Below are 22351 nucleotides of genomic sequence, written 5' to 3'. Positions count from 1 at the left end.
AACTCGCGGTTTGTCGCCAGTGCGTTAATAGTTAGGCACACACATAACTACTTCATACTTTCAAAAGGGAAAGGTATGTATTGGTACCTCACAATCTTAAGCTACTCCTTATTTGTACTCGCCATAGCTTTATTATTTTATAGATTACACCTGTTATTTACAGGCAGCAGGGTTTCTGGTGTAGTCACTAATTTCATCACTAGAAACAGAAGCCTTACTGGCACGGCCAAAACAACACTTATAGAAATTTCTTACAAGAATTCAAGTGGAGTTGACTGCAAATTTGAAGCTGACAATGGATTATTAGTTTATATCTATAAAATAGGAGATTCAGTGAGTCTATCAGAGAGAAATGGAAAAATAATCGTTAATTCATTATTCAATATTCTCACTGCACCAATTTTTTTATTTACAATGAGTTATGTAATTTTTAATTTTCTGGCCTAACAAGGTAATCAAGCGGATAATTTTTAAATCTACATGTTACGTGAATGCACGAAAGGTGAGCCATGGTGATTAGCGAGACGACCGTCCGCCCCATGGACGGGGCGGTCGAGCATCCAAGGACGGACTTGAACAACATCCCTATTTAACAGCCAGTTCGCCGTCCATGGCTCTCGTTCATAAGCTCAGAAACCCTAGGTTTCTATTCACCGTGTCGGTGAGTAAGTACTATGGCAAGCCTGTATGTGTGGATACCAGCCAACGCCTAGCAACTAAAATGACAGTTCACTCAGCATAATAGCCATGCAGTATTTTCCAATGCGTTTTTACCAAATCGAATTGACTCATCATTGCTATTAGTACTGTCAAATCAGTCTATAAAAGCAGTCGGCATTTATTAAACCGCATTTAAAGCCCTAAAAGCAAAACGCTCCACAGAGACTGCGGAGCGTTGTATTCAGCGAATGGCATTAAGACAGCAGATTAATGCGTGTGTTAGCCTTTCATGTCCTTTTCCATATCTTCGTAGGAAGTATGGCGAACGTCTTTACCTTTTACGTAGTAGATGATGTATTCACAGATATTTTTGCAGCGGTCACCGACACGCTCTACTGCGCGTGCAGCCCATAATACGTCGAGTATGTCTGGGATTGAACGCGGATCTTCCATCATATAGGTCATTAACTGGCGAATAATGCCTTCATATTCACGGTCAAGCTTAGCATCTTCTTTATGCAGCTCTAACGCGGTATCGGCATCCATACGGGCCAAGGCATCTAAAGTCGCATGCAACATCCGAGTCGCATGACGCCCCATATTTTCAATGCTAACTAACAAAGGCTGCTGTTTATTCAAACGTTTATCTAATGCCGCTTTTGCAATCCGCACACAGGCATCACCAATACGCTCAAGATCGGCGATGGTTTTTGAAATAGCGATAATCAAGCGTAAATCACTGGCCGCAGGTTGACGCTTGGCAATAATACGCGTGCATTCTTCGTCAATGGAGACTTCCATCGCATTGACCTTATGATCGCCTGCAATCACCCGCTGGGCTAACTCGGCATCGAGGGCACTTAAGGCATCAATCGCTTGCTCTAGCTGACGTTCAACCAAGCCACCCATGGCGAGCACTCGATTACGGATATCATCCAGCTCAGCGGTGAACTGACCCGAAATGTGCTTACTTAAATTCATGTTTTCCATTGCGTTCCAACCTGTTACTTAACTGTTGACCCATACCAAGCCGTGGTGGCCTTATCCGATACTCAAGCGATTAACCGTAACGTCCTGTGATGTAATCTTCAGTCTTACGTTTTTTCGGCGTGGTGAAAATCGTATTAGTATCAGCATATTCAACTAATTCACCCATATACATAAAGGCCGTTTGATCCGATACCCGCGCCGCCTGTTGCATGTTGTGAGTCACGATAACCACAGTGTATTTCGTCTTAAGCTCAGTGATTAACTCTTCAATCGTCAGCGTCGAAATCGGATCGAGTGCCGATGTTGGTTCGTCGAGTAATAACACTTCTGGTTCAATGGCTATCGCACGGGCAATCACCAGACGTTGCTGTTGACCGCCAGATAAACCAAAGGCGTTATCGTGCAATCTGTCTTTAACTTCGTCCCAAATCGCCGCGCCGCGCAATGAACGCTCAGCCGCTTCGTCGAGTTCACGACGGTTATTCAGCCCTTGCAATCTCAAGCCATAAACAACGTTTTCGTAAATCGACTTAGGGAAAGGATTTGGGCGTTGGAACACCATACCGACATTACGGCGCAGGGCCGCGACGTCGATTTTCTTGTCGTAAATATTCTGGCCGTGCAGCAAGATCTCGCCGCCAATATGACAATTATCAACTAAGTCATTCATGCGGTTAATACAGCGCAATAGTGTCGATTTACCACAACCACTGGGGCCGATAAAGGCAGTGACTTGCTTCTTGGGGATCTTCATCGATACATTAAACAGCGCTTGCTTATCACCATAGCGCAAATCTAAGTTACGGATCTCCAGCGCGGTGTCGTTCTGGCTTAAGTTAGCTAAATCAAAGTTATTGGTTTTCATTGCTGTCGAATCTATAGAAATCATATTTAGTCCTAATACTTTCAGGATAATCGCTGATTAGTGCTCAAGCGAACGATATTTTTCACGTAAGTGGTTACGCACGCTAATGGCCGTCAAGTTGAGTGCCACAATCACAGACACCAGCAAGAAAGAGGTCGCATACACCAGAGGACGTGCCGCTTCAACGTTAGGACTCTGGAAGCCCACATCATATATATGGAACCCTAAGTGCATGAACTTACGTTCTAAATGCACAAACGGGAAGTTAAAGTCCAGTGGTAATGTTGGCGCTAATTTCACGACACCCACCAACATCAGCGGTGCCACTTCACCGGCAGCACGAGCGACCGCTAAAATCAAACCCGTCATGATCGCTGGACTCGCCATCGGGATCACAATCCGCCACAGGGTTTCAGCCTTAGTCGCGCCCAGTGCCAAACTACCTTGACGCACCGCGCTTGGAATACGACTTAACCCTTCTTCAGTCGACACAATAACCACTGGCAGCGTCAAAATCGCGAGGGTTAATGCCGACCAAATCACCCCTGGCGAACCAAAGGTAGGAGCAGGCAAAGCTTCAGCGTAAAACAATTGGTCGATGGAACCGCCCATCATGTACACGAAGAAACCTAAACCGAATACACCATACACAATCGAGGGCACACCCGCTAAGTTGATTACCGCAATACGGATCATCTTAGTAATAGGGCCTTTCTTAGCATATTCATGTAGATAAACCGCCGCGACCACGCCAAATGGCGTCACGATCACCGCCATCAACATCACCATAAATACAGTGCCGAAAATCGCGGGGAACACGCCACCCTCAGTGTTGGCTTCACGCGGATCGTCACTCATAAAGCGTCCAATACCGACAAACCACTTACCAATTTTGCCTATGAGTCCTAAGTGATTCACATAGGTCACATCCAGAACGGTATCAAGCTTCAGTTCAACTTCTTCGCCGCGCATATCTCGGACGATAACCGAGTCACGCGCCGCATCATCACGCAGGGCAAATAACGCTTTTTCAAGCACTAAGTAATCTTCTTGCAGTTGAGCTCTCTTGGCGACCAACTCAGCTTTAATACTGTCAGTCAGTTCCCCATCCAGCTCGAAACGACGCTCCTGCAAACGCAATTTTTCAATGGCGTAGTTAATCGAACCAATATCTTGCTTCTGCAAATCAACCGCTTTGTCCGATAAGGCAACAGCGCGTTCGATATGCTCCATTAAGGAGGATTCAATCGCATCATTCACTAAATCAAGACGCTTGCCATTTTCAATCACGGCTATCGGATAACCGTAGAAGTTACCGTTTTTAGCCCGCTCGATCAGTGCGACCTCGCTTGGCACAGAACGGCTAACAATGTCCGTACCTAATATCCAGCGGAAATCCAAACCCACAAATTCACGGTTACCGGTTTTCACTAAGTAACGGGTCACAAACTCGCCCGGATGTTGCTTAAACACATGGCCAGCAGCAATCAAACGCTCAGTCGGTACTTCTTCCCTATCGTAAACCTCACCAATTAAGGTCGAACGTACACCCGTGTTATCTTCAAGCTCCCACTGGTAAACGGTTGCAGGCCAAAAGTAACTTAAGCCGCGCCATGCTATTAACAATAATAAGCCTAAGACGGCAATCAAACTGATGCTCACAGCACCGCCCGTCATCCATATCCATGGCGAGCCTGATTTTACCCACTTACCCATTGCACAAACCTCTCAAGGTCACTGGCGAAATAGTATTTAATGTCATTGTCTTATCCCCGTTACAGCGAGCTATAGCGTTCACGTAGACGCTGTCTCACCACTTCTGCAATGGTGTTAAAGAAGAATGTAAAGATGAATAGTACGAACGCAGCAAGGAAGAGCACACGATAATGCGAGCTACCGATAGCCGATTCAGGCATTTCAACCGCAATGTTTGCCGCCAAGGTTCGCATCCCTTCGAACACGCTCCATTCCATGATGGCGGTGTTACCTGTGGCCATCAGTACGATCATGGTCTCGCCAACGGCACGGCCAAGGCCCATCATAATGGCCGAGAAAATTCCCGGACTGGCGGTTAACAACACCACGCGTGTCAATGTCTGCCAAGGCGTCGCACCTAAGGCTAAGCTGCCGTTAGATAAATGACGTGGTACAGAGAAAATGGCATCTTCAGCGATGGAGAAAATCGTTGGGATCACCGCAAAGCCCATGGCAATACCGACCACCAGCGCGTTACGTTGGTCGAAGGTGATCCCCAGTTCGTTAGTGATGAATTGACGGGTATTACCATCAAACAGCGCCACTTCGATGATTGGGCTGACCGCAAAAGAGAACCAACCCACGAAACAGACCACAGGGATCAACATCAGCTCTTGGTACACTTCGGGTAAACGTTGTTTCCACTTACCCGGCAACCTGCTCCAGCCATAGGCAGACGTGAGTATCGAGGTCGGCAATAAGATCAGTAGAATTAAAATGCCGGGGAGATGCTCTTCAATCAGTGGCGCTAACCACAGACCCGCCAAGAAGCCTAAAATCACCGTTGGTAAAGCTTCCATGATTTCAATGGTCGGTTTCACGAAACCGCGCACTTTAGGCGACATAAAGTAAGCCGTGTAAATCGCACCAGCAACGGATAAAGGCACAGCAAATAACATGGCATAAAATGCCGCTTTCATTGTGCCATAGGCCAATGGCATTAAGCTCAACTTAGCTTCGAAATCGTCAGAGCCTGAGGTCGATTGCCATACATATTGTGGCTCTGGATAACCTTCATACCACACCTTGTCCCACATGGCGCTCCATGACACTTCTGGGTGGGAGTTTTCCACACTGAAGATATGCAGCTTTTTGTCCGCCTCAACGACTATGCCGTTTGAACGTGGGGTAAAGCCCATTTTACCGGGGTTTTTAAGGTCAAACTTTGCATCAAACAGTTCACGATGACTCGTGGTATAGAGTAGTGTTAGCTCGCCCTCAGGGCTCACTGTCGCAAAACTCTTACGATAAAACTCAGAGGCGATCGAACTAATGGGCGGTAAGTCATCAAACTGACGAATCTCTTGATATAAACGCCCTTTTTCACCATTAACTTGGAAGTACTGCGCCACAATACCTGTGTCATAACTGACCAGTAATGAACTCGCCCCCGCCAGCAAAGCCACGTTATTGACTTGTGCCTTAGCACGTTCAACATCAATCACCTGCAGCAGATCTAAGCTGTCAGTATCACGGATGTCGTACACGAAAATTTTATTGCCAGTTTGCAACATCAATTGACGTTGATCGGGCGTCATCAGCTCGTGGGAGACTTTCTTCGGCGCATCTTGAATTTGTGACGTCGTAGAAACCCACTCCACTTCTTCAGTCATCATGTTCTCTTGCCCTTCGAGACGAGTGAGGCGCCAAACACCACTTTCATCTTGATAAGCAAAACTCATTTTATCTGAGCTATAAGTGAAGGTCAGCTTATGAATCGCGCTGCCTGTCTCATCGACTGTTATGGGGGGTTCACCTGCGGGATAACGCAGTTTAGGTGTGATTAAACGTTTGTTATTGGGGTACGTTAAACCAAACTCTAGGCCCGCCACTATGACCTGACCATTACTTAATCCTAGCGCAAAACGTTGTTCGCTCGGTACAGCAACGGCGGCGCTGGTGACGGTAACACCCGCTGGTAACGTCGGGGTAAAGCTAGAAAGTAAGCTACCGTCGGCAACAGTATAGAAGTCCACTTGACCATGAATGCTCACACGGTACATCACCTCATTTTGCTCTTCAGCACCCACCATTAAGGTCGGCACATCCGCGTGTTGATAACTCACACTCTTAACAGGTGTGACATCAGCACTGTCGAAAATGGGTTTAATCACATACAACAGATAAAAGAAGATCAACAATAAGGCGACAAATACCATAGTGCCGCCGATAGTGACGCTGATTTGCGCCGCTTTATCCTTAAATGCCCTGCGATTCGAGCGTCCGCCTTTAAGCATACTGTGCGATGCAGAACCAGGTTGAGTGACCTGACTTTCCATTAAGAACCTCTATTATTAATAGCTAGCGAGTTTTTTCGCTAGGATTTGCCGAGTGCTATGCTTACACTGTTTGAACGTAAACTGAGCAATAACAACATCCTTTATTCTAAGTGCGTTGGATTATATGACGCAAAGATGACAGTTGTGTTACACCCCGTTTTAAAACAGGTGCCTTTTACAAAAAATAGGAGTCAGTCACTATGCTACGATACTTAATCACACTACAAGCACCTGATAGAAAAGGATTAGTAGAACAAATCGCCCATGCTGTGAGTCGTCATGGCGGCAACTGGCTCGACTCAGAATTACGCCATATTGACGGTGTCTTTGCCGCGATATTGTTACTCGAAGTGCCGTCACTGCGCATGGATGAGCTTATTGAGGCCCTAGAATGCATCGATAGCCTGTCCCTCACTTACTCCAAAACCTCGGTCGCCCTTAAGCCCATCAAACGCTTAAGTTACAACCTAGTGGCCTATGACAGACCCGGACTTGTGCTCGATATATCTAACAAAATCAATGCAATTGGCATCAATATCGAGCAGTTTAGTAGTCAATATGAAACCGCAGGCCACACAGGCATAGCTTTGTTTCGGGCGACCATTGGCCTTGGACTCACAGATCTCGCACAAGAAGATCAATTAGTTGAATCCCTCTATGCTCTTGGGGATGATCTCGTGCTCGATAGATTAAGCCGTTAATCTTTACGACGAGCGAACGCTTTGCACGCCCACACATTTAGAGCTTGCATTTACAGGCAGCACTTAAAGCGCTTTTTAAAAAGTGCATAAAATAGAAACGCCGCTAAGCAGATGCCAGCGGCGTTTTTTGTTTAAGTCACTTTTTGATGCCGAGATTTGACTAAGTAACGCAGCGGAACTTGGGAGATCAACATCCCCAATAACATCAAGCCACAGCCGAATAATGCCCGCACACTCAAACTCTCATCGAGGAAGATAATGCCGCCAATGGCCGCAAATACCGTTTCTAAACTGAGGATAATCGCCGCATGGGCAGGATGCGCATTTTTCTGCGCCAACACTTGCAAGGTATAAGCAATCCCCACCGAAATCAGCCCTGCATAGAAGAGTGAACCCCAAGCCGCCAACACGCCATCGAACGTGGTGACTTCAATCACCGCCGACACCATCAAACTCAGCACGCCGCAGACAAAAAACTGCATCATGGCTAACACCACGGGCGAGATCCGCTTGGCAAAATGATCGACTGCCAAAATGTGCAATGCCCAAAACAAGGCGCCCACCAACTGCAAGGCATCGCCATAACCTATGCTCATGCCATCTTTAACGCTTAAAAAATACAAACCGACCGCGGCAATCGCGCAGCCAAGCCAAGTATTCAAGCCTGTCGTATGTTTTAGCGCTAACCCAAGCACAGGCACTAACACTATATATAGGCCAGTGATAAAACCCGCGTTCGCTGCTGTGGTGTATTGCAAACCGACCTGTTGAAATGACGCGCCCGCAAACAGTAAAACCCCGACCAGCAAACTGCCGCGCACTAAATCCTTTGGCGCACTCACATGCAGCTTATTTTGCCGACGCAAGTACCACACCAAAGGCACTAAGCTAAACGTCCCCATTAAAAAGCGAATACCATTAAACGCAAAGGGGGAAAGATGTTCCATACCTAAGGTTTGGGCGACAAATCCAAAGCCCCAAATCGCGGCGGCAAGCAGTAATAACAGATTGGCAGGCAAGATAAATTCTCAGCGAACAAAAAGATCACAAGATTACCTAGCCGCGTGAGACTTGTCCAAACATGTTGCAACTTTGTAGTTAAGCCCTCTCTGGGATCGGTTACTTTTTCGCTCGCAACTGCAAGCGCTTAGCTTGACTGAGGATCTCATTTAAAAACACGGAATCCGTTTCTTTTGCCAGTAGCACGGCTTTATCGGAGGCTTTTATCGCCTGCTCAAGCTGTCCATCCAGATCATAGGCGGTCGCTAAACTGTCCCATAACACCTCTGAATTGGGGAACACCCGCGTCCCCTCTGCGAGAATTTCAACGCCCCAAGCTGTTTTTTGTTCATAAGTGGCCTTGAGTCCATAAACATTATATTGCTGAGCAAAGAGTGGAAAGTCATAGCCAAACTCAGCGCTCTTTTGTCGATAGAAGTGTTTTATGTCCTTGAGTGGCATAACGGCAATTTCAGGCACAGCATTCCAACCGGCAAAAAGGGTCTTTAACGCCTCAATATTGCCAACCAGCGGCGTACTGTCGTGGGTTTCATCGGGGAAGTGTTTGTAAAACCAATGCAGTTGCTTTGATGCGTTCCCCGTGGGGTTTGTGCCTAAGCCGTCTTGCAACTGCTTAATTTGCGCCGCAAACGCGCTCGCCATTTCATTGGGTTCACTTGCCATACTCAAAAACCAGCGCAGTGGTTTCGCACGCTTAGCTTTTAATAACTCGGCCGACTTAAGCACTAGCCAATCACTGTCCCACCATAAACTGGGACTGATTGAAATCACCGCATCAAATTGGCTATTTGGCGTCAAGGCGACATAACTGCTAAACAGCCCCGCGAAGGAGTGACCCGTGAGTATTTGATAATCTGAGGTGCGGTATTTTTTGCCTAATGTACTGAACAGCTCTTGCTCTAAAAACTGCCTGAACCTTTCAGCACCACCGGAGCTGTCTTTAAATTTATCGATTTGAGTCGGTGTGAAATACTTCATCCGTTGATCCGAACTCACGCCAACGGTGATCATTTCCGGAATAATGGCATAAGTGCTCAAAAAACCGACATTCGCAGCCACATGCTCAAATTGGCTAGAGCCATCTAGTACGATTAATACCGGATAGTTAAAATTGTTGGAATGTGCATAGGTATCTGGCAAATGGATTTGTAAGTTGATGTCATCATTCAAGATTTCTGAATGAATTACCGTCTTATCCATCTGTGCGAAGACACCCGTCGAAAAGAAAAACATCAGCACTAAAACCAACCGCATAAGTACACCTCCATTTGTAATGCTGGGTAACTTACTGGTTTTTATCATAAGACTCAAATCATTACCCTCAAAAAGTCTAATTAAGACGATGGAGTTGAGTACAGTTTACAAAGACGCACTTAATCAGCTCATTCAATCGACTCAGGTCATTAACGCCATCAATCGACTCACTTATCGACTTACTTATCGAAAAATCCTATCTAAACTGACTTGGATAATCTTGTATACTGGCGGCCACGCAATGACGATATAACGAAAGCGTGCACTAGACCGCATGATGAGCGACTAAGCTGCACCAGAACGCAACACATTAGGATGACCATGTTAGGAACGCTAAAAAAGATGCGCGTGCAGTTAGATGACGCGCAACAAGTGCAATATCAACTCGTTGTTGGTAATGAGTTACTCCCGCTCAATCCATTGATAGGCAAGCAATTAACCTTGACCCATACGGGTAATATCTTCTGCTGCAACTGCGGTAAAAAGAGCAAGAAGAGTTACTCGCAGGGCCATTGTTTTGTCTGTATGCAAAAGCTGGCGAGTTGCGATATGTGCATCATGAAGCCGGAAACTTGTCATTACGACCAAGGCACTTGCCGCGAACCAGAGTGGGCCCAGAGCCACTGTTTTGTGCCGCATTATGTATATCTGTCGAATACTTCGGGCGTTAAAGTCGGCATTACCCGCCACACTCAACTGCCCACCCGTTGGATTGACCAAGGTGCTACCCAAGGTTTACCGATTTTTAAAGTCTCAACAAGACAGCTCTCAGGCTTAGTCGAAGTAGAATTGGCAAAACTGGTTAATGATAAAACCCATTGGCAAGCCATGTTAAAAGGCCATGCCGACGATATTGATTTAAATGCTAAGGCTGCGGAACTGATCCCGCAAATTGAGGCTAAGTTGCACGAAATCGGCATGCAAAAAGGCGATTACAGTATCGAGCGTTTGCACGAAACGATTCAGCCAATTCATTATCCAATTGACACCTTTCCGAAGAAGATCACTTCGCACAATTTCGATAAAGATGTGGTCGTCAGCGGAATTTTGCAGGGGATCAAGGGGCAGTATTTAATGTTTGATACGGGCGTGATTAACATTCGTAAGTTTTCATCCTACGAGATCACAGTCGAGCACGACTGAAACAGTCTGAAATCAAAATGGAACTTCCCTCCATTAAAATGAAAAAGCGCGGCAGTTTTCACTGTCGCGCCCTTTATTGAGATGGCTGTCACTAAAGTACCATGTCCCACAGTTCAAAAATGGGAGCTAGCACCACAAACATGGGACCAAGACACCTCAATTAAGCACTAATCCCGTTTATCTGGCGAATGCTCCAACCCAAATGCTGACTCAATTCAGACTTAGAACTGAACTAAAGCTCAAACGCTGACTAAAGAGCCACATTAACCGACGGCATATTGGCCAACATACTGGCAATGAGACTGTCGAAATTTTCGGTTAGCTCATCCATCTTTTTAATGTTGCCAAAACCTTGGGCAAGCACTCGCCAAATTGGCTCATCAACGCCCTGTATTTTAGTGGGTTTAAAGAGCGCTATCACCACGGTACCTTTGTCATACTTTTGGGTATTCACACCGTCGGTTGACAGCCCAGCGACTAACCCTGTCACTGCCAAAATTTGTTCATCACTCATTTCAGTTCCCATAGCGACGCCAAAGCCAACCTGAAAATCCGCCAGTAGTGGATCTTCAACCCAGCGATATCCCTTACTCTGCAAAGTTTGCTTTAATACGGCTTGCATGTGTTGCAACACTGGCTGCGGATCTAAGCGTTTATCTGTGATGATTTTTTGAAATTTAGGATGCCAAGTGAATGTCATTGCCGTTGACGGTAATTCACTGAGATCGCCAGACATTACGATTGTGGTTCGCAAAGGCTGCGCCGCGTTATCCGTCACAGTTACGCACCCAGTAAGACCTAAAACGCTGCTAAAAAGCAGTATTAACACTCTCAAATACCGACTTAACACTCGGTCGGGAACCCAGCAAGGAACTCGACTGAGCTGTCGATTTAGCACTCCACTTAGCTCACTATGTAATGATGGATTCATCATGCCCTGTTACCTCAATCTATAAAATGCTGTCTAAGGATAGTTGCTATTACTAAAACTGAAAGCTGATATCCATCATAGTGTTAAATCAGCATATTCCAATATATCTTGATATTCGTGCTAACACAGAGAACCATCAAACTCGCTAGCCTTATTCTCACACCATTAATCCCATCGAGGCATGTACATATTTTGTTATTCTTTTTAGTTTATAAACTCGCTATTTCGTATAGGCGCGGCAACATTTAATCGCTAGAATGCCTCGCCTGCGTTGCAATCAAATGTCGCAATTATAAGTAATAGCAACACAGTATTGCGTACCGTCCGATGAGTAAATCGCAGGCTCAATGCGGCAAATAATCACAATGCCATAAAACTAAAATAAAAGGTGTGGATCTATCTATGGAGTTAATACTCGCTATCGCGTTGTTTGCCTTTTCATCGGGGATCACCCCAGGGCCTAACAATATTATGCTGATGACCTCAGGGGTAAACTTTGGCGTAAAACGCAGTATTCCGCATCTTATGGGAATAAGCCTTGGCTTCCCGACTATGATCCTCGCGATAGGTTTGGGCTTGAGCGCCCTATTCCAAAGCTATCCTATCATCCATCAAGTGATTAAAGTCGTCGGCATAGGTTACCTTTTGTATCTGTCTTGGTTGATTGCCAACAGCAGTAGCAAGATGGAAGGCAAAGCCATTGCTAAACCCTTTAGTTTTATCCAAGCCGCGGCCTTTCAATGGGTCAACCCTAAGGGCTGGATCATGGCCGTGGGCGCGATTGCGACGTTCACGTCAGTACAGCAGGATTTGACCCCGCAGGTTATCACTATCGCAACGGTATTTTTGTGCGTCGCCTTTCCCTGCGCTATCGTCTGGCTCGGCTTTGGCGTAGCCCTTAAACGCATTTTGAAAAATGAGCGCCAACAGAAGATTTTTAATATCAGCATGGCGCTCTTGCTTGTGGCGTCTATCATCCCTATGATCGCCCCCTAATTTTTAAGCACGAGCAAACGACCGCCATGAACGAAATTGACATGATCACTCAACAAACCGACGACTGGGTGAAAAAAGTGATCATGAAATACAATATTTGCCCCTTCGCCAGACAAGAAGTCGAACGCGGTAGTATTCGGTATCTGGTGGTGGAACAAACTAAAGTCAAACAAGTGCTTAAGGCATTGATCGAAGAATGCCAATACCTCGACGCCCACCCCGAAGCCGAAACCACACTGTTTATTCTACCCCGTGGTTTTGAGGGGTTTTATGCTTATCTCGACCTCATCGACATGGCAACAGATACACTTATCGAACACGAGTACGAAGGCACTTACCAACTCGCCACCTTTCACCCAGACTATTGTTTCGATGGCGAACCACAGGACGGGGCAGCCAACTTCACCAACCGCGCGCCCTACCCAACCCTGCACATCATCCGCGAAGCCAGCATGGAGTTAGCCCTTGCTAACTACAACGATCCCGAAACCATCCCAGAACGTAACATCGCCTTTTGCGAACGTAAAGGCAGCGACTTTTTCGTCAAACTGTTAGCAGAATGCATGGGGAAATCCTCATAACAGCCCAAATACGGCAGCTTTAATGAAATTGCGGCCCTTATCACTGAAGCGGATGAAGCCCTTTTCGATAATAACGTCAATATCCAGCCAACCTATGTTGAGCTGATTAAAACGATGATTGTTAACCATCTAGGGCTTGAACAAGGCAACCAGATAATCGAGCAATTGGAAATCAGGGCCTACTAACACAAGTAGACCACAACAAATAAAACATTACAAATCAACAAATTAAATGTAATATACCCGAAAGCATTCCGACGATATCTTTATCATGGTCGATAATGCTCGCGAATAAGATCTGTCAAACCTATAACTGAAAACGTCTTAGTAATCCTTTTAACGTAACACCAAGGCTAGCAAGATCGTCGGCGGAGCGCGCTGTTTCTGCCGCGCCATCAGCGGTTTGTTCGGCAATATCCCTCACTCTCACAATACTTTTATTAATATCTTCTGCCACGGCGCTTTGTTCTTCCGAGGCGGCGGCGATTTGGTGTGTCATATCCTGGATACGGCTAACCGCATCGGCAATATCCACTAACATTTCACCCGCTTCGCGGGATAATGACACTGCGCCATCACTTAATGTTCGGCTTTTGGTCATCATTTGTACCGACTCCAGTGTCCCCTTTTGCAAATTAACAATCATATTTTCAATTTCTTCAGTAGAGGATTGTGTTCGACTCGCAAGGCTTCTCACCTCATCGGCCACCACTGCAAATCCCCGTCCCGTCTCACCTGCTCTTGCAGCTTCAATGGCCGCATTTAGCGCGAGTAAATTGGTCTGTTGTGCAACCGATTTGATCACATCAAGGACGGAACCGATACTGTCACTCTCAGATTGTAAGCGCTCCATCGCATGTGCCGTGGTCGCTATTTCCTTGGCTAAAAGTTCGATTTGACTGACCGCTTCAATAACTTTTTTATTACCTATCGCAGTGGTGTGATCCGCCTCTTTAGCCGCTAGCGCGACATTTTCAGCACTGGTAGACACCTCTTGTACTGTCGCCGCCATTTCATTAATCGCGGTGGCAACTTGGTCAGTTTCACTACATTGATTTTGCATACCCGCACTATTTTGTTCTGTGACCGTAGAAAGTACTTCTGCCGATGAAGCCAACTGCACCACGCTATCACCTATTTGTGTCAACACTTGCTTAAGGGTGCTATTCATTTCACCCATGGCACGCAATAATTCCCCCATCTCGTCCTGACGCTCTGAGTGGATAGTGCTGCTTAAATCACCTGCGGCAATTTTTCTCGCTGTAAGGAGGGTTTGTTTAAGTGGCCCGACAATTTGTCCACTGATTAACCACGCAAGTAAGGGGCCGACAACCAAGGCGACAATTAATGTGCCAAGTACCACAGCCTTTGCTTGGGCATCAGCGTCAGCCCGTTTATGCTTTTGGATGTCAACTAATTCACGAATATTCACCATCAATGTTTGTGCTGCGCCGCCCATTGACTGCGCTAGGTTATTCATATCACGGTTAACATTGACCATAGCATCAATATCATGGTCGTAACGGTCCAATATCTGGATGGCTTGTGCGGTATCCTCTCCCTTAAGAGTGGCGATAGTCTGTGACAATCTGGCAATGGCATCTTTTGCCGTTTTTAAATTGAGATCACTAGCATCATAGACATAGCCTCGGATGTGATAACGTAACATGGTCATTTGCTGGCTAACACTTAAGGCATCTTTTAATAATTCAGTATTTTGCGTTGCTTGCGCCCTGTTGGTCATTCTATCGACCAGCTCCGCATAGGTGGCAACCAACTTGGCCCCCACTTGAGCACCCGTGACTTTCAATTCCTGTTTATGCTTAAACACATCACTAAACTGATTTATCGATTGATGATACCGATCCATTGCAACTAACGATTCTTGAAGATACTGCTGATCGTGGGCATCGCTAGACGCTGACAATTGTTGCTGTAAACCGCTTTTTGTATTTTCAATTAAGCTCTGGAGTTCATCCAATTTGGTTAAATCGCCATTTGTAATAAATTCTAATCTTGCGGCCTTGGCCGCAAGCAATGTTTTATCGACATTGGCAATAAACTCCAACCGACTACTGCTGATATCGATTGAGGTAAGTCCCCTGTATCCAGCCGCTGCCACAATAAATATCAGCAATAACAAGATCCCAAAACCAAGCCTTAACTTATTGGTTACCGTCATGTTTCCTAGCAGGCGGCGCAAACCTTCCATTTAAATACCCCATATCAAATTTAAAAATGAATATACAAATCCAATGCAATTGTAATGAGTTTTTCATGGCCGTTTATTGACCCAGTTAACTAATCTATAAAATACATTATATGTATAACATTTAAATTAAGGATGTATTGTGGAAGTCAGAAGCAAGAGAAAGCATTGCGGGAATGACGGCAAAAATGAAAGGGTGATGACATGTCATAGTAGAACCGCCACGGATGGACGGTCATTAAGGAGGGGATGATGCCAGTCACTTGAGTAACTGCATTAGATTTACAATAGACACACAGCAAAATTAAAACAATAAAGTTGAGCACTACGACAAGACTGGTGACATCACAATATCCGATACATCTTCGTCATGGTCGATACTAAAGGCCATAAAACCATCGGTTTTAGGAATCGCTTGATAGACTTCAGTTTGGGTAAACTGCACTAGGCATTCGTTAAACACTGCGCGTATTTGCCGCACTATCTCCTCCCACTCACTAAAGTCATCCTCGGGTAAGCTCTGTTGAATCGTCTGCAACTCATCCTCTGAAAGCAGGTAACATGTACTAAAACATTGATACTCCCAGTCACCTGTATTGAATTTAAGTTCTTGGATGGCCTCAGGGCTTTGGTATGACTCAGCCCATTCCCCAGACTGGTAATAGGCCAATCGCTGCTGAAAATCTGCCTCTGTATTAAAACAAAGATTTAATTCTGCGTATTCGGCATGGGTGTCAAAAGCAAAGGCATAAAAGGTTTTATCAGGATGAGCTAATAAAAATTGCTCAACCTCAACCGTTGTAAACCGCAATGTCTCAGCTTTGATTCGAGCAATAAGAGCATTATCTAATGGCATAAAGATGTTCCATTTACACAATATTTTTTGTGTCTCAGTGCATCACTTAAATTAAACCGACGTTACTAAACTCAATGCTTTAGTCATTTTTTACTGACGTCAAGCATTGAGATTAAGCTGAATTAAAGGATTTGTACGCTCCATTTCTCATTGCCATAGCGACGATTTTTATAGCTATCGATACGCCATTCATCGGCTTTTTTAAGAGCAATAAACAAATACTCATCTTCGAAGTTAGTGTTGGTTTTAATATAGATTTCGGCTCTGCTTTTATTTTTTAAAGTAATTTGCACTTCAAGAGGATGATCGCAACCATTAAATTTTGAAGGAAACCCGAAGGAATTACGCACTTTTCCGCCGTAAACACGGGGCTTATCGGTGCAAAAATCGTCAAATAACGGCGCTATTTGCTCATTCAGTAAAGCAAACCAATCGGTTTGCTTCGCATAATGGAATTCAGCCACTGGCAATTCCTGCCGTAGCTTATCTTCTTCGGCAGTTCTTTCGGTATAGAGGGTATTTTCGATACTGTTCCAGCGTGTACAAAAAGATAACACCCTCTCTGTTAAATATGCTTTTAATTCAATCTCATCCATTTAAATCATTGACTCCTTTCTTTATAAGTCTGTCGGTCAAACCCGCCAAGAGTTTATACCATATCGGGACAGACAAATGACTCTTTACCACGATTAAATGACGTATTAAAACCAACCCTTTACGCTCAACGAGCTTGCACCACTGCAAACTCGGCAGCAAGCCATAACACCAAGATTTACAATGCTATAGATTTAATCCCCACACATCAAAGGCATCACGACTTAATTGTTCCCTAAAATCTGGGTGAGCGATGGCGATCAGCGCTTGTGCCCGTTCGCGCAGTGAACGGCCGCGTAGATTGGCGGCGCCGTATTCGGTCACAATGTAATGCACATGGGCCCGAGTGGTGACAACCCCTGCGCCAGGTGATAACACGCTTGCAATGCGAGAAAGCGTTCCGCCCGCAGCCGTGCTGGGCAGCGCAATAACAGAACGACCACCTTCAGATAACCCTGCTCCGCGGATGAAATCCATCTGGCCGCCAACACCTGAATAGATTTTAGTGCCAATCGAATCGGCGCACACTTGGCCTGAAAGGTCGACCTGCAACGCCGAGTTAATCGCCATCACATTGGGATTTTTACGGATAATGGCCGTGTCGTTAACTTGTTCTATGTCCATAAAGATGACCGCAGGATTATCATCAACATAGTCGTATAATTTCTGGCTACCCAAAGCAAATCCTGTGACGAGTTTCCCCGGATAAAAACGCTTCTTGCTGTTGTTAATCACGCCCTTTTCAACCAGTTGTAATATACCGTCAGAAAATAGCTCTGTGTGGACGCCTAAGTCTTTATGTTCGGTTAAACAAGACAGCACGGCATCGGGGATCGCTCCTATACCCATTTGTAAACAATCGCCATTACGCACCAATTGGGCAACATTTTTACCGATCGCCAAACTCACCGCATCCCCCGTCGCGAAGGAATGAATGGGCAACGCCGCGCTCTGCTCATACACAGCGGCAAAACGGTCGATATGGATAAAGCTGTCGCCATGGGTTCGCGGCATTTGTGGATTAATATGAGCGATGATCTTACCCGCGACTTGGCAAGCTGCGAGCGTTGCTTCAACCGAAATGCCTAAGGAACACATGCCATGCTTATCGGGTGGCGACACTTGGATAATTGCGGTATCAATTTTTTGCTCGCCGGAACGAAATAACTTAGGCACTTCAGACAGGAAAATCGGCACATAATCCGCGTCACCACTTTGCAGTAATGCCCGCGTTGGCAGCCCACCGAAAAAACATCGATGGCGTAAATGCCCCTGTAAACTGGGATGGCTTAAGGATTCGGCGCCTTCAGTATGTAACTGTAACAGGGTGAGATTTTCTTTGGTGAGAGCATGCTGCGCCAACGCATCTAATAAAATGCGCGGAGTGGCGCCCATGGAATGAGTCCACAGCGTCTCGCCGCTTTGAATTAAAGCAACCGCATCGAGCGCGCTATGACAAATGATTGGAGGCATAATGAATTCCCTTCGCTAAGCATGATGGCGGCAATCGCCCTAGCGGCAGTGTAAGGGATATCCTAATTAAGCAACATCGATTTCAATGGCTTAGCGCGACTGTTTACTGATAATTTGCGCTATATCAAAACTCGGCACTTTGCCCTTGATGATGAAACTCAGTACAGGGTTAATCCAAGCGCTTCGAAAATCTCATACTGGCAATCAATAACCCAATACAAGTAAAACCTATCATCCACAGGGCATCAAATTGCAGATCCATCACTTGGGCATCGCGCAGCACTATGGCCCGTGACATGCGCATAAAATGGGTTGCGGGTAAGGCTTCGGCAATCCATTGCGCCGCGATAGGCATGGCTTCGTAGGGGAACATAAATCCCGACAAGAGAATCGATGGCAGGAGGATAAATACCGTCATCTGCATCGATTGCAACTGGGTTTTCGCTATGGTCGAAATCACTAATCCTAAGGTTAAACTGGCGCAAATGAACAACATAGCAGCAAGGGCGATAGAATCAAGCCCGCCGCGAATGGGCACATCGAACAACAGATGCCCTGCGCTCAAGATAATGGTCACTTGCACAAAGCCAACCATCACATAGGGCACGATTTTACCCAGCATCAATTCCAGCGGCCGTACTGGCGTAGTGATCAAAAACTCCATATTGCCCTGCTCGCGCTCACGCACTATGGCGGCGGAAGTAAACATCACCATGGTCATAGTCAAAATCACGCCCAACAGACCGGGCACTATGTTGACCACAGAACGTTGTTCTGGGTTGAAATATTGCACCACTTCAAAACTCGGCATCGCCGTTTTTAGTGCTCTTCCTGCGACTTCATCCAGTGGCATTTGCCTTAGGCTACGAATAGTTGAAGCGATAACCGTATCTGAACCATCCACCAGCCATTGGCCAGCGGGTTGTGCGATATAGGACTGGGTTAAATATTGCTGACCCACAAAGCTTGGGTGACGCACTAAACGCTCATCGAGATCGGCGGGCAAATACAGCACGGCTTTGACTTCGCCGCGAGTGATCGCCGCCTCAGCCTCGGCGGCACTTAAATAACGCTGTTTAAAATCTACGACCTGCGTTGCTTCCACCGCCTTAACCAGTGCGCGACTGTAGGCAGAATCACTCAAATTGACTAACCCAGCAGGCAGATGGCGAGCATCGGTATTGATCGCATAACCAAACAACATCAGTTGCACTAACGGGATCATGACTATCATGCCAAAGGTCATGCGATCCCGCGACAACTGCCGCAGCTCTTTGACCACAATCGCAAAAATCCTACGCCACATGGTCAGTCTCTCCCTTGGAAACCCCAGCCAAGCGCTCGCCAGTACAAGTGACAAACACATCTTCTAAGCTAGCGCGCACTTCTTCCATCGTCCGGCTGGCAACCCTAGGTTTAAGCCAAGCGAGCGGATTTTCAATATCGCTGCGCACTAACACCCGCAAACGACTGCCGATTTGCGCCGCCGACAATACCGCAGACTCGCTGATCAGTGATTGTTTTAAAGTGCGTAAGTCGTCCCCTGATATCTCAACCACCCGAGCCCCCATAGCCGCCATCAGTTGCTGGGGTGAACCGTCGGCGCGTTTTATCCCCCGCTCTAAAATCGCCAGACCATGGCAACGCTCGGCCTCATCCATATAGTGAGTCGAGACCAGTATCGTGGTGCCTTGGGCACAGAGATCGAATAAGCGCTCCCAAAACTCGCGTCGATTTTCAGGATCGACCGCCGATGTCGGCTCATCGAGAAACAGCAATTCAGGGTGATGTAAGGTCGCCGCCGCTAAGGCTAAACGCTGTTTCTGGCCGCCACTCATGGAACCCGCCATTTGTTTCTCGCGGCCGACTAAATCGTATAGCGTGACTAACTCGGCTATTCGCAGCTTTGATGCTCGGCGGTTAAGCCCATAAATTTGCGCGACAAACTCTAAGTTTTCCCGCACCGAAAGATTGTCGTACAGGGAGAATTTTTGCGTCATATAGCCAATGCGGCGACGCAGTTTTTCCTCGGCGCCGGGTAAGGTTTCACCCAAAACACGAATATTCCCCGATGTGGGACTCAGCAACCCAGTCAACATACGAATTGAAGTCGATTTTCCGCAGCCATTGGGGCCGAGAAATCCATAAATGGTTCCCTTGGGAATGGCGAGGTCGAGGTTTTCCACCGCATTAACACCACCAAAGGCGCGGGTCATCCCTTGGGTCTCGATAGCAAAATCAACGCTTTTCATGGCTGCTCCACTTTTTGCTGCACTCCTTGCAGCACATCGAGTTGCAGCACATCGAGTTCAACTTCTAATGCCATGCCGGTAGGTAGATCCTGATCTGTGGCAGAGATAGTAATATCGGTCAAATACATCAGCCGCGCTCGATCACGTTCATTTAGCGCATAAAATGGCGTGTAAGCAGGTTGACTGCGAATATTTCGCACAGTGCCAGCAATCGGTATCTCGCGGCCATCCACAAGAATATTGACGCCATCGCCCGCCTTCACTCTGTCTAACCAAGTCGCGGGCAAGTAAACCCGTACATAGGGATCCTCGCTCGCCAGTAAACCAATCAACTGAGTGCCTGCGGCAATGCGATCGCCGACTCGCCAAGGCAACGTATCGACAACGGCATCACGCGCCGCTACTAAGCTCAAGTCTGCTAAGGCTTTTTGTTCGATGGCTACACTGGCGCGAGCTGCAGCCACCGCCGCTTTGGCCTGCTCTAGCTGCTCACTACGGGTGCCATTTTCTAGTAGTCGCAGGCTTTGCTGCGCCTCAGCTTGCTTAGCGAAACTGGTATCCCGCGCCGCACGGGCCGTATCTAAATCCGCTTGGCTAAGTACTTTAGTGGCAAATAAACGGTTTGTTCGTTCAAAGGCTCGCTGAGCCTCTTTCACGCTGGCATTTGCCCCGTCGAGCACGGCCTTGGCGCGTTCTATATCCTCTAAACGCGCACCTGTGACCGCCTCAGAAAGTTTAGCTTTAGCCTGTTCAAGCTCGGCTTGGCGCAGGGCAAGGCGCGCATTGGCTGAGGTTGTATCGAGCTGAATTAACACCTCACCCGCCTTAACCTGTTGACCTTCAACCACATTCACTTGAGTAATCAACTCACCTACGGGCGCGGTAAGTGTCAGCCTGTCCCGCTCGACAGTGCCAAGCACTCTGGGCGGCGCTTCGGTGCAGCCGACTAATAGCAAGATCACACAACCCACACTCACGTGCGTAAGAATTTTAAAATTCACACTCATTACGACTTCCTCGGTTCACGCAGTACACCTTGGGTAAAAACCTGCATATTGTGCAGCGCTAGACGCTGTAAACCATCAGCATCGGCACTAAAAAAGCCGAACTGACGCATTAACACCGGGGGCGCAATAAGCGGAAAAACCATCAGACTCACGAAACTGAGGCGTACTAAATCGGGATCTAATCCCTCCTTCAATAGCCCCGCATTGACTAATGTGGATTCGAGCCATTGCCGCGAGAGGGATAAAATTTGCTCAAAAACAGACAACATAATGCGATAGGGTTCTGAGCCATCGCCTTCCTGTAACACCCGTATAATCAACCGTGGCAATCCCAGGTTAGGTGCCATAACACGATAATATGTCTGCATAAGTTCACCCAAGTTATTAGGGGCATCCGCAGCGGATATTTCGCGAAAACGCGCTAATACGGGCTCAAGGGTTTCCCGCACCATTTGTTCGAACAGGCCCGCTTTTGAACCAAAATAATAACGAATAAGCGCGGCATCAACCTCGGCTTCGCGGGCAATTTCACGGGTAGAAACGCTGGGATAACTGCGATGACTGAAGAGATTTAGGGCTGCGATAATTAAGCGTTGGCGGGCATCGGAATCCCCTTTCGGACGACCAGGAGTCTGCGGCTGTGATTCAGTTTGGGCGGTAAATGGCACAACCCCCTTTGGGCGACCGGGAATAAGCGACATGGCAAGCTCCAGCAAAATTCATCTATTGATGAATATACTGAAAAGCCGCGTAAAAAGGCAGCAGTTAAATTCCTCATTTTCATT

The 22351-nt window shown here is 46.7% G+C and carries 19 protein-coding genes; 4 read left to right on the top strand and 15 right to left on the bottom strand.

Going from position 1 to position 22351, the window contains the following annotated elements; genetic code table 11:
* Nucleotides 1-939: 939 nt before the first annotated feature.
* From phoU to L5M49_RS07120, 4 genes are all read right to left on the bottom strand, one after another.
* On the bottom strand, nt 940-1650 hold the full coding sequence (gene phoU / locus L5M49_RS07135) for a phosphate signaling complex protein PhoU (RefSeq protein WP_263265726.1): 711 nt from the start codon (nt 1648-1650) through the stop codon (nt 940-942).
* A gap of 70 nt (nt 1651-1720) precedes the next feature.
* Nucleotides 1721-2539: a phosphate ABC transporter ATP-binding protein PstB gene (gene pstB, locus L5M49_RS07130; RefSeq protein WP_028760531.1), complete on the bottom strand. Its 819-nt coding sequence runs from the start codon at nt 2537-2539 to the stop codon at nt 1721-1723.
* 33 nt (nt 2540-2572) lie between these two features.
* Nucleotides 2573-4231: a phosphate ABC transporter permease PstA gene (gene pstA / locus L5M49_RS07125; RefSeq protein ID WP_028760532.1), complete on the bottom strand. Its 1659-nt coding sequence runs from the start codon at nt 4229-4231 to the stop codon at nt 2573-2575.
* Between the two features lie 59 nt (nt 4232-4290).
* Nucleotides 4291-6549 carry an ABC transporter permease subunit gene (locus L5M49_RS07120; RefSeq protein ID WP_263265725.1) on the bottom strand — a complete coding sequence of 753 codons (2259 nt, stop codon included), beginning with the start codon at nt 6547-6549 and terminating at the stop codon, nt 4291-4293.
* A 200-nt stretch (nt 6550-6749) separates the two neighbouring features.
* On the opposite strand from L5M49_RS07120, the gene L5M49_RS07115 reads away from it, so the two are divergent.
* Entirely contained in the window at nt 6750-7250 is a 501-nt protein-coding gene (locus L5M49_RS07115) for a glycine cleavage system protein R (protein ID WP_028760534.1), read from the top strand.
* Nucleotides 7251-7381: 131 nt separating this feature from the next.
* Here the strand turns inward: L5M49_RS07115 and L5M49_RS07110 are convergent, their stop codons facing one another.
* Together L5M49_RS07110 and L5M49_RS07105 are read right to left on the bottom strand one after the other, a co-directional pair.
* On the bottom strand, nt 7382-8269 hold the full coding sequence (locus tag L5M49_RS07110; protein WP_263265724.1) for a DMT family transporter: 888 nt from the start codon (nt 8267-8269) through the stop codon (nt 7382-7384).
* Between the two features lie 100 nt (nt 8270-8369).
* Nucleotides 8370-9524 carry an alpha/beta hydrolase gene (locus L5M49_RS07105; protein WP_263265723.1) on the bottom strand — a complete coding sequence of 385 codons (1155 nt, stop codon included), beginning with the start codon at nt 9522-9524 and terminating at the stop codon, nt 8370-8372.
* A 321-nt stretch (nt 9525-9845) separates the two neighbouring features.
* On the opposite strand from L5M49_RS07105, the gene L5M49_RS07100 reads away from it, so the two are divergent.
* Nucleotides 9846-10667 (top strand): DUF2797 domain-containing protein, encoded by an 822-nt coding sequence (locus L5M49_RS07100; RefSeq protein ID WP_263265722.1) that lies wholly within the window; start codon nt 9846-9848, stop codon nt 10665-10667.
* A 250-nt stretch (nt 10668-10917) separates the two neighbouring features.
* Here L5M49_RS07100 and L5M49_RS07095 read toward each other — a convergent pair whose 3' ends face one another.
* Nucleotides 10918-11601 (bottom strand): DUF4136 domain-containing protein, encoded by a 684-nt coding sequence (locus L5M49_RS07095; RefSeq protein WP_317630114.1) that lies wholly within the window; start codon nt 11599-11601, stop codon nt 10918-10920.
* Nucleotides 11602-12000: 399 nt separating this feature from the next.
* Between L5M49_RS07095 and L5M49_RS07090 the strand changes: the two genes are divergently transcribed.
* Both L5M49_RS07090 and L5M49_RS07085 read left to right on the top strand, forming a co-directional pair.
* On the top strand, nt 12001-12594 hold the full coding sequence (locus L5M49_RS07090) for a LysE family translocator (protein ID WP_113938904.1): 594 nt from the start codon (nt 12001-12003) through the stop codon (nt 12592-12594).
* Between the two features lie 26 nt (nt 12595-12620).
* Nucleotides 12621-13175, top strand: coding sequence for a DUF1415 domain-containing protein (locus L5M49_RS07085; RefSeq protein ID WP_263184624.1), 555 nt, complete (start codon nt 12621-12623; stop codon nt 13173-13175).
* 307 nt (nt 13176-13482) lie between these two features.
* Here L5M49_RS07085 and L5M49_RS07080 read toward each other — a convergent pair whose 3' ends face one another.
* The 8 genes from L5M49_RS07080 to L5M49_RS07045 all read right to left on the bottom strand — a co-directional run bounded on the left by L5M49_RS07080 (nt 13483) and on the right by L5M49_RS07045 (nt 22267).
* Complete coding sequence (locus L5M49_RS07080) at nt 13483-15387, bottom strand: methyl-accepting chemotaxis protein (RefSeq protein WP_263265721.1); 1905 nt, start codon at nt 15385-15387, stop codon at nt 13483-13485.
* Between the two features lie 322 nt (nt 15388-15709).
* Complete coding sequence (locus L5M49_RS07075; RefSeq protein WP_263265720.1) at nt 15710-16240, bottom strand: DUF4303 domain-containing protein; 531 nt, start codon at nt 16238-16240, stop codon at nt 15710-15712.
* Nucleotides 16241-16362: 122 nt separating this feature from the next.
* Nucleotides 16363-16836, bottom strand: coding sequence for an NTF2 fold immunity protein (locus tag L5M49_RS07070; protein ID WP_168823102.1), 474 nt, complete (start codon nt 16834-16836; stop codon nt 16363-16365).
* 184 nt (nt 16837-17020) lie between these two features.
* Nucleotides 17021-18307, bottom strand: a complete 1287-nt coding sequence (locus tag L5M49_RS07065; protein WP_131525689.1) for an acetyl-CoA hydrolase/transferase family protein — start codon at nt 18305-18307, stop codon at nt 17021-17023.
* A 169-nt stretch (nt 18308-18476) separates the two neighbouring features.
* Complete coding sequence (locus tag L5M49_RS07060; protein WP_263265719.1) at nt 18477-19613, bottom strand: ABC transporter permease; 1137 nt, start codon at nt 19611-19613, stop codon at nt 18477-18479.
* Nucleotides 19603-20559, bottom strand: a complete 957-nt coding sequence (locus L5M49_RS07055) for an ATP-binding cassette domain-containing protein (protein ID WP_263265718.1) — start codon at nt 20557-20559, stop codon at nt 19603-19605. Before L5M49_RS07055 ends, L5M49_RS07060 begins: the two co-directional genes overlap by 11 nt.
* Nucleotides 20556-21566, bottom strand: coding sequence for an HlyD family secretion protein (locus L5M49_RS07050; protein WP_263265717.1), 1011 nt, complete (start codon nt 21564-21566; stop codon nt 20556-20558). The genes L5M49_RS07055 and L5M49_RS07050 overlap by 4 nt, the downstream gene beginning before the upstream one ends.
* On the bottom strand, nt 21566-22267 hold the full coding sequence (locus L5M49_RS07045) for a TetR/AcrR family transcriptional regulator (RefSeq protein WP_198573577.1): 702 nt from the start codon (nt 22265-22267) through the stop codon (nt 21566-21568). The genes L5M49_RS07050 and L5M49_RS07045 overlap by 1 nt, the downstream gene beginning before the upstream one ends.
* Nucleotides 22268-22351: the final 84 nt, after the last annotated feature.

The sequence above is a fragment of the Shewanella sp. SM74 genome (assembly GCF_025653725.1).
GTDB classification, from domain to species: domain Bacteria; phylum Pseudomonadota; class Gammaproteobacteria; order Enterobacterales; family Shewanellaceae; genus Shewanella; species Shewanella oncorhynchi.
The sequence above is the reverse complement of the archived record's forward strand: the minus strand, read 5'-3'. Positions and strand labels throughout refer to the sequence as shown.